General features: G+C 66.2%; 6 protein-coding genes. 3 read left to right on the top strand and 3 right to left on the bottom strand.

What is annotated here, in order from left to right; all coding sequences use genetic code 11:
* Positions 1-123: 123 nt before the first annotated feature.
* Entirely contained in the window at positions 124-1,218 is a 1,095-nt protein-coding gene (locus tag L5G33_RS10985) for an inositol-3-phosphate synthase (RefSeq protein WP_236998205.1), read from the bottom strand.
* The gene (locus L5G33_RS10980; RefSeq protein ID WP_236998204.1) at positions 1,211-1,858 is read right to left on the bottom strand and encodes a PadR family transcriptional regulator; all 648 of its coding nucleotides are present in this window, start codon (positions 1,856-1,858) and stop codon (positions 1,211-1,213) included. Before L5G33_RS10980 ends, L5G33_RS10985 begins: the two co-directional genes overlap by 8 nt.
* Positions 1,859-2,006: 148 nt before the next feature.
* Here L5G33_RS10980 and L5G33_RS10975 point away from each other — a divergent pair, with 148 nt between their 5' ends.
* From L5G33_RS10975 to L5G33_RS10965, 3 genes are all read left to right on the top strand, one after another.
* Positions 2,007-2,414 carry a DUF5318 family protein gene (locus tag L5G33_RS10975; RefSeq protein WP_236998203.1) on the top strand — a complete coding sequence of 136 codons (408 nt, stop codon included), beginning with the start codon at positions 2,007-2,009 and terminating at the stop codon, positions 2,412-2,414.
* A gap of 123 nt (positions 2,415-2,537) precedes the next feature.
* Positions 2,538-4,805 carry a transglycosylase domain-containing protein gene (locus tag L5G33_RS10970; RefSeq protein ID WP_236998202.1) on the top strand — a complete coding sequence of 756 codons (2,268 nt, stop codon included), beginning with the start codon at positions 2,538-2,540 and terminating at the stop codon, positions 4,803-4,805.
* A gap of 28 nt (positions 4,806-4,833) precedes the next feature.
* Positions 4,834-6,351, top strand: coding sequence for a glycosyltransferase family 87 protein (locus L5G33_RS10965; RefSeq protein WP_236998201.1), 1,518 nt, complete (start codon positions 4,834-4,836; stop codon positions 6,349-6,351).
* Here L5G33_RS10965 and L5G33_RS10960 read toward each other — a convergent pair.
* On the bottom strand, positions 6,305-8,545 hold the full coding sequence (locus tag L5G33_RS10960; protein WP_236998200.1) for a GNAT family N-acetyltransferase: 2,241 nt from the start codon (positions 8,543-8,545) through the stop codon (positions 6,305-6,307). The two genes, L5G33_RS10965 and L5G33_RS10960, sit on opposite strands and share 47 nt — an antisense overlap.
* Between the last annotated feature and the right edge of the window lie 45 nt (positions 8,546-8,590).

Below are 8,590 nucleotides of genomic sequence, written 5' to 3'. Positions count from 1 at the left end.
ACCGCTGTGAGGTGCGTGGTCGTTTGTGGCACGCGGTCGCCGGCACGGCTCACCTGGTGAGCCGTGCCGTCGACGTGTCTTGGGGATCGCGCGCTCGTCGCTCGAGCGACGAGTTGTGGAGCCTTAGTCGGCGCCGATGATAAATGCTTCGAGCTGGGTGCGCGCGACATCGTCGGCGATCTGCTCCGGCGGGCTCTTCATCAGGTAGGCCGAGGCGGGCAGGATCGGGCCGCCGAGGCCGCGGTCCTTGGCGATCTTCGCGGCGCGGACGGCGTCGATGATGATGCCTGCCGAGTTCGGGGAGTCCCAGACCTCGAGCTTGTACTCGAGGTTCAGCGGCACGTCGCCGAAGGCGCGGCCTTCGAGACGGACGTATGCCCACTTGCGATCGTCGAGCCATGCGACGTAGTCGGACGGGCCGATGTGCACGTTCTTGTCGTACACCTTGTTCGCGAGCGAACCGTGCAGGTTGCTGGTGACGGCCTGGGTCTTCGAGACCTTCTTCGACTCCAGACGCTCACGCTCGAGCATGTTCTTGAAGTCCATGTTGCCGCCGACGTTCAGCTGGTACGTGCGGTCGAGGGCGACGCCGCGATCCTCGAACAGCTTCGCCATCACGCGGTGGGTGATGGTGGCGCCGACCTGGCTCTTGATGTCGTCGCCGACGATCGGGACGCCTGCATCGGCGAACTTCTTGGCCCACTCCGGGTCGGACGCGATGAAGACGGGGAGAGCGTTGACGAACGCGACGCCCGCATCGATCGCGCACTGGGCGTAGAACTTGTCGGCCTGCTCGGAGCCGACCGGGAGGTAGCTGACGAGGACGTCGACCTGGGCGTCCTTGAGTGCCTTCACGACGTCGACGCCGTCGCCGTCGGCCTCGGTGATGGTCTCCTTGTAGTACTTGCCGAGACCGTCGAGGGTGTGGCCGCGCTGGACCGGGACGTTCAGCGGGGGAACGTCAGCGATCTTGATCGTGTTGTTCTCGCTGTTGCCGATCGCCTCGGCGAGGTCGAAGCCGACCTTCTTGGCGTCGACGTCGAACGCGGCGACGAACTCCACGTCGCGGACGTGGTACTGACCGAACTTGACGTGCATGAGGCCCGGAACCGTCGAGTTCTCGTCGGCGTCCTTGTAGTAGTGCACGCCCTGGACCAAGGATGAGGCGCAGTTACCCACGCCAACGATGGCCACGCGCACGCTGTTGGTTTCACCCATGGTCGGGCTCTCCTTCTTCGTGTGACGATACGGCGGAATGCGGTACCGCCGATTCATTTCCTACTTCGATGCCGTCGCCGGAACCCGGCACATCGGCATTCAAATCCTTCGAGCCGGTCGACGCTTCGTCGGCGATCAGCTTGTTGAGCCATTGGACTTCGCGTTCGGAGGTCTCCAAGCTCAGCTCGTGCATCTGCCGCGTGTAGTGGTCGTTGCCGCGCGACGAGCGCCCGAGCATGTCGCGGAGCCCTTCCCGACGCTCCTCCACCTGACGTCGCCTGCCCTCCAAGATCCGCAACCGCGCGACGGCGGGCGTGCGGCTGAAGAACGCCAGATGCACCCCGAAGCCGTCGTCGGTGTAATTCTGCGGTCCGGTGTCGGCGACGAGTTCGCTGAAGCGGGCCTCGCCCTGCGGGGTCAGCCGGTAGACCCGGCGGCCGCGGCGGACCTTGGCGCCGGTCAACGTCTCCGGCTCGTCCTCGGTGATCAGCCCGTCGGCGCGCATCCGGCGCAGGGTCGGATACAGCGAGCCGTAACTGAACGCGCGGAATGCGCCCAACAGGCCGGTCAGACGCTTACGCAGCTCGTAACCGTGCATCGGCGCTTCGAGGAGAAGGCCCAAGACGGCGAGTTCGAGCACGACGGACCCCTTTCGACGCATTGTGACGGCTAGATGCAGCATCCAATGTATCGCATCGATATAATTGAGAACGAACCGAGCAGTAGGGGCGGGTCGTTGATCTTCATCACACGCGGTCGTCCTTCCGCTCGCGTCTACCCTGGACACCGTGCAGCGCCAACTCGTCGACTACGCCCTAGCGCGGAGGAGCACCCTGGCTCGCCTCCGTGCGGGCCAGATGGCGCTGTCGGACGTGTGCGACGGCGACACATACCTGCTGCGAGCTGCGAAGTTCCACGGCCAGATCACGCAGCGGCCCTGCCCGGTCTGCCGCAAAGAGCAAGTCACGCTGGTGTCATGGGTGTTCGGCGGGGCGGGTGGAGCGCCCTCGGGCACAGCCCGGACCGACTCGGAGATCACGGCTCTCGCGACGTCGTCGCCGGAGTTCACGGTGCACGTCGTCGAAGTGTGCCGGACTTGCCGCTGGAACTATCTCGTCCAGTCGTACGTTGCCGGTGTGGCCCGACCCGAGAAGAAGCCCCGGCCTGCAACAAAGCGGAGCCGCGTGGCGAAATAGACGTAGAGAAGACTCCATGTGACCGGATCGGCGACCGTGAAGAGTTGGCAGCGGCGCTGCCGTACGTCAGAGTTGTCAACGACAGTCTGTACAGGCTGAGGAGTACAGAGAAGTGGGTGAGCGATGATCAGCGAGGCTGGTGACAAGACCGAGGGACGACGGACCACCGCAAAGGTGGTCGCGTGGGTTCTCGGCCTGGCGGCCGGTGTGGTGCCCGTTGTGGCTCTGCTCGGAGTGATCGTGTTCGTGTTCACCTACGTGACGGTCGACGTTCCCGCACCCGGAGACATCAAACAGAACCAGGTCGCGACCATCACCTATGCCAACGGCGGGAAGATCGCGCAGATCGTTCCCGAAGAAGGCAACCGCACCGACGTTACCTACGAGGAGATCCCGGCCTCGATGGTCGCCGCCGTGAAGGCAGCCGAAGACCGCGACTTCGACGACAACGTCGGCTTCTCGCTGTCCGGGTTCACGCGGGCGGCGCTCGGCAAGCTCAAAGGCGGCGACGCGGGTGGCGGCTCGACGATCACCCAGCAGTACGTGAAGAACGCGATCGTCGGCGACGAAGTCAGCTACAAGCGCAAGTTCAAAGAACTCGCGATCGCCACCAAGATGTCCCGGCAGTGGTCCAAAGAAGACATCATGGCCGCCTACCTGAACACCATCTACTTCGGTCGCGGCGCATACGGCGTCGCCGCAGCGTCGAAGGCGTACTTCGGTCACGATCTCAAGAAGTTGACCGCCAGCGAGGCGGCGCTCCTCGCCGCAGTGATCCGCGGTCCGTCGATCTACGACCCCGCCGTCGACCCGGAGGTGGCGACCAGCCGGTGGAACTACGTCCTCGACGGCATGGAGTCCATCGGATACTTGCCCAAGGTCGACCGCGACCGACAAAAGTTCCCGAAGGTCGCCGATGCCAAGCAAGATACGTCGACTGACACCTCGGGCCCGAGCGGGCACATCAAGCAACAGGTGCTCGCCGAACTCGACGAACTGGGCATCAGCGAGCAGGACGTCCGCACCGGCGGTCTGAAGATCACCACATCGATCAGGCCGAAGGTGCAGAACGCGCTCGTCAGCCAGGCCCGCGCCAAACTGTCTGGTGAACCGAAGGACCTGCGCACCGCGTCAGTCTCCATCGACCCGGACACGGGCGGGGTCGTCGGCTACTTCGGCGGCATGGACGGCAACGGCTGGGACTACGGGTCCGCAGGTCTGCAGACCGGATCGGTCTTCAAGGTGTTCGCGCTCGTCGCAGGCCTCGAACAGGACATCCCGCTGTCGCAGCAGTACTCGTCAGCCCCGTACGAGGGGCCGGCAGGCCTCACGATCACCAACTCGGACGGCGAGAGCTGCGGCACGTGCAACCTCGCGACCGCGTTGAAGATGTCGCTCAACACCGTCTACTACCGCCTGATGATGGATCTCAACGGCGGGGCTCAGGCCGTGGCGGACGCCGCGCACAAGCTCGGCATCGCCGAGAGCTTCGGCACCATCGAGCACACTCTCGCCGAGGAGAACGGCCACCCCGAAGGCGGTGTGGTTCTCGGTCAGTACCCGAGCCGAGTCCTCGACATGGCGTCGGCGTACGCGACACTCGCCGCGTCGGGCATCTACCGCGAGCCGTATTTCGTGCAGAAGGTCGAGACGTCGACGGGCGAAGTCCTGTTCGAACGTGACAAGGACAAGGGCAAGCGGGTCATCTCGAAGGCCGTCGCCGACAATGTGACCGCCGCCATGGAGCCGATCGCGGGCTACTCGAACGGCAACTCGCTCTCGGACCCGACGCTTGGTGCGCGCCCGTCCGCGGCCAAGACCGGCACCGCCCAGCTCGGCGACACCGGAGAGAACAAGGACGCGTGGATGGTCGGCTACACGCCGCAGCTGTCGACTGCCGTCTGGGTCGGCACCAACAAGGGCACCGCTCTGCGGAACTACTCCGGTGGCACGATCTACGGCAGTGGGCTGCCCGCGCAGATCTGGAAAGCGCAGATGGACGCTGCGCTCGCAGGCGATCCGATCGAGGATTTCCCGGAGCCGGAGTCCGTCGGCGGACAGGCAGGCGTGCCCTACGTGCCGCCGACCAACACGTACACCCCGACCGAGACCGAGGGCCCGACGCGGACCAGGGACCGACCGCGTATCCCCGGACAGGGCGAGGACGGTGACATCACCATTGCCCCGGGTGTGACCATCCCTTTCGGTAACGGCGACGGCGGGGGCAACGGAAACGGGGGCAACGGCAACAGCGGGGGCAACGACGGGAACAGTGGCAACGGGAACGGCGGCAACGGGAACGGCGGCAACGGCGACTCCGGCGGCGGGGAGCCCAATATCGGCGGGCAAGGCGGAGACGACGACTCCGGCGGCGCGGCGACATCGCCGTGATGGAGCCGCCTGAAATAGAGTCGCGATAGTGGATTCGACATCGTCACCGAGTGAGCCCGAGCCGACAGCGTCGGCCGGGCTCGACTCGGCTGCCGACGTCGACTCGCCCGCACCGCTGTGCGACGACCGCCGGCTGGCCACCGATCGGGTGCTGCCGTCGTGGACCGAACCGATGATCACGCAGTTGAGCACCTCGATCGGCGGACCGGTCGGTGTGCACGCAGCCGTCGGACGCAGCCGCCACTGGACGCCATTGCGCGTCGTGTTCCTGATCGCACTCGCCGTCCTCGCCCTCGGCTGGTTCGGCAAAGCGGGCTGCATCCAACAGACGACAGTCGACGGACAGCCCGGCCAGAGTCGGCTCGACTGGGACGATCAACGCCAGTTCTACGGGCTCTGCTACTCGAACATCGTCGCGGGCTACTCGGAGAACCGATTGACGCCGCACGATCTGGCCGAAGGCGCTGCACCGTACCGCACGTTCTGGAACACCGACGGCGAGAAGAAGTACCTCGAAGAACCCGTCGTAACCGGCGCATTCATGTACGTCGTCGCGCAAGCGTCACGAGGATGGGGCAGCCTGACTGAGGCGATCGGGCTGCCCAGAGCGCTCGACGTCGTCAACTACTTCAACATCGCGGCCGTGCTGCTGGCTCTCGGCTGGCTGATCGCGATCTGGGCGACGATGCGGACACGCAGACGAGACCCGTGGGTCGTCGCGCTCATCGCAGTGTCCCCGCTCGTGCTGGTCCACGCGTTCACCGCGTTCGAAGTGCTGCCCGTCATGTTCACCGCGCTCGCCATGTACGCGTGGTCGCGCGACCGGATGAAACTCACCGGACTATTCATCGGACTCGGCGCAGCCACCGCGTTCTACCCCGTTCTGCTCCTCGTCGCGATCGGCCTGCTGTGCGTGCGGGAGAGACGGGTGCGCGACTCGCTGGTGGTCGCCGCCGCAGCCGTCCTCAGCTGGGCCGTCATCAACATCCCGGTGGCCGTCATCTACCCGTCAGGGTGGGGCGCCTGGTTCACCGCCTGGCGAGACGCCGCCGCCGGACCCGACAGCGTCTACCGATTGATCACCCAGATGACCGGGTGGGAGCCGTCGGCGGTCCTCGTCACCGCGCTCGTCTTCGCGCTCATGATCGCCGTCGTCGCAGGCGTCACATACCTGGCGATGCGGTCGCCGCGAGAACCGCGACTGCCCGCCCTGATGTTCCTGCTGGTCGCAGGAGCCCTGCTGATCGGCAAGGACTGGCGGCCGGAGACCTCGCTGTGGCTCGTTCCGCTCGCCGTCCTGGCCATACCGCACCGCCGAGTCCTCCTGGCGTGGATGACTTTCGACGCGCTGTTGTGGGTACCGCGGATGGCGCTGTTCCTCGAACCCGACCGCAAGTGGCTGCCCGTCGAATTCTTCTACATCGTGTCCGCCGCACGGTGGCTGATGGTCGCCGGGCTGTGCGCGTACGTCGTGTGGGAGATGGCCAAGCCCGTGCTCGTCAGACCCGCTCCCGCTCAGCATCTGCTGCGCTCTCCGGCGGGGTAGCACGCGCAACGAGAACCTCCCGGCGAGTCGGCCACGCATCGTCGGTCATCGCGAACTGGGCCGTCGTACGCCAGGCAGTCGTCGATTCCCCCTCGCTTCGCTCGCCCGGTGTTGATTCCCCCTCGCTTCGCTCGCCCGGTGTTGATTCCCCCTCGCTTCGCTCGCCCGGTGTCGATTCCCCCTCGCTTCGCTCGCCCGGTGTCGATTCCCCCTCGCTTCGCTCGCCCCGTGCAAACCTTCGATGCTTCGGCAGCAGCCCCTCGAACTCGGCGCCCAACTTGCTGATCGCCGCCCGCGACCGTTCGTTGGACTCGTGCGTGTGCCAGACGACGCGGACCGCTCCGCACACGTCAAACGCGTGGTCGAGCAGAAGCAGCTTGGCCGTCGGATTGACCGCGGTGCCCATCGCGTCGGCACTGTAGAACGTGTAGCCGATCGACAGGCTCCGGTTCGCGGCGTCGACATCGTAGAAGCTGGTGGTACCGACCAGCCGGCCGTCGTGCACGACGGCGAACGCTACCCGAGTCGTCGACGTCGCGGCCTCCGCGATCCACGCCGCCGCTGCCTGCGTGGTCCGTGGAATCGGCCCGGTCCACTGGTAGAGGGGAAGGTCGGAGTCGTCGACGAGCCCAGCGAGCGCGGGCGCGTCGGATGCCACGATCGGGCGGAGCACGACGCTTCCGCGCGAGTACGTCGGCTCTCCGACCCATGCCCTCGCCTCGGCGGCGTCCGCCGCAGACAACCTGGTCAACGGGCCCGGCCGCGGCGTGGCGCCCGACAGGTAGGAGGCGAGCGGCTGCCGAGGCCGGGCGCTCACGAACGAGACGATCAACACCGCCAGAACGATCGCCTGCACCCACGTGCTTGCGGCGACGATCCCCGTCACCACCTGTGCGTACTGGCCGTCGTCATTCGACATACCGAGCATCCGGAACACCGACAGGTCCAGGACGATGTCGGCGACGAGATACGTCACGATCAACGGCGCGCGAACCCGTAGCAGGACGAAGAACGGCAGGATCCACAGCGTGTATTGGGGCGAGTGAACCTTGTGGAACAACATGAACACGGCGAGTATCGACGCAGCGACCGGCAGCCACGGATAGACACCGTCGCGCTGGAGGATCCGCCACCCCACCACGGTGACCACGGCGACGCCGACGACGATCGCCAGCGGCGACATGATGTCGACGAACGAGCGGTACACGGAGGTCTCGCCACCGGTCAGAAATCGCAGACCCCAATACCAGATGCTGTTCGTCGTCACGTCTGCGCGACGTTGCCCCTGGAAGTCGAGGGCCGCCTTCCACCCGTCGAATCCGGCGATCACGAACGGCAACTGGGCGGCGGCGACGGTGACGACCGCAGTCACCGCCACCCATCCGGCGCCAGCCCAGTCACGCACGCGTCGCGCCGCGGCAGTGCTCCCGCCCGCTCCCGTCACTCCGCCCGACGTCAACACATAGAGGGCGACCGGCAGGACGAAGAGCCCCGGATAGATCTTCAACGAGAAGCCGATGCCGAGCATCACCGTCGCCGCGATCGCTGTGTGCCGCACCGGCAGTCGGCGCCCGCCGGTCTCCGGGTTGGCGCTCGCGCCGTACGCCATGATTGCGATTGCGGCGACCGATGTGAAGACGACTGGCAGCTCCCAGTTGTGGAACGCGTACAGCACCAGCGGTGGGGTGGCCGCCCACAGCAGCACCCACCAGCGCGTCATCAGGGCGAGCAGGATCGTCGTCGCGAACGCGAACGGCGCCAGGATCAGTGCGCTGTGGGTGAAAAACTCCACATCTGTTTCGCTCCCGGCGGCACCGAACCAGATGAGCAGTCCGGACAGGACCGGATACTCGACCACACCGCCGAACAGCTGACCCTGTGCGTCGATCCCGCCGTGCACGTACGGCATCAGATGCTCGCCGAGACCGCGTGTGGTCCACAGTTGCATCAGATCCGAATAGCAGGGGATCAAAGTGCCCCTCGGCCCGCTCGGGAAGATCTCGCTGCGCCCCGCGTCGTCGAACGGCGCACCGCCGCACACGAACTTGGCGCGGAAACCCCAGAAGACGGTCACCGCGGTGGCCAGCAGAGACACGGTGAGGATCAGCGTCCGCTCGCCGTTGGCGCGAATGCCGACTCTTGCGCTGCGACGACGAAATCGGCCCGGCCGCACCGACGGCAAGTCTCCTGGCATGGGGGACAGAGTAGTGGCCGACACGCGATTTCGCTGGTCACGGAC

This window comes from Gordonia liuliyuniae, from assembly GCF_021738805.1.
Taxonomy (GTDB): Bacteria; Actinomycetota; Actinomycetes; order Mycobacteriales; family Mycobacteriaceae; genus Gordonia; species Gordonia liuliyuniae.
This window is presented reverse-complemented; position numbering and strand designations above follow the sequence as displayed.

Excerpts from the sequence above, each read along its gene's own strand:
- L5G33_RS10985 (WP_236998205.1), bottom strand. The coding sequence starts at position 1,218 with ATGGGTGAAACCAACAGCGTGCGCGTGGCCATCGTTGGCGTGGGTAAC.
- L5G33_RS10970 (WP_236998202.1), top strand. The coding sequence starts at position 2,538 with ATGATCAGCGAGGCTGGTGACAAGACCGAGGGACGACGGACCACCGCA.
- L5G33_RS10960 (WP_236998200.1), bottom strand. The coding sequence starts at position 8,545 with ATGCCAGGAGACTTGCCGTCGGTGCGGCCGGGCCGATTTCGTCGTCGC.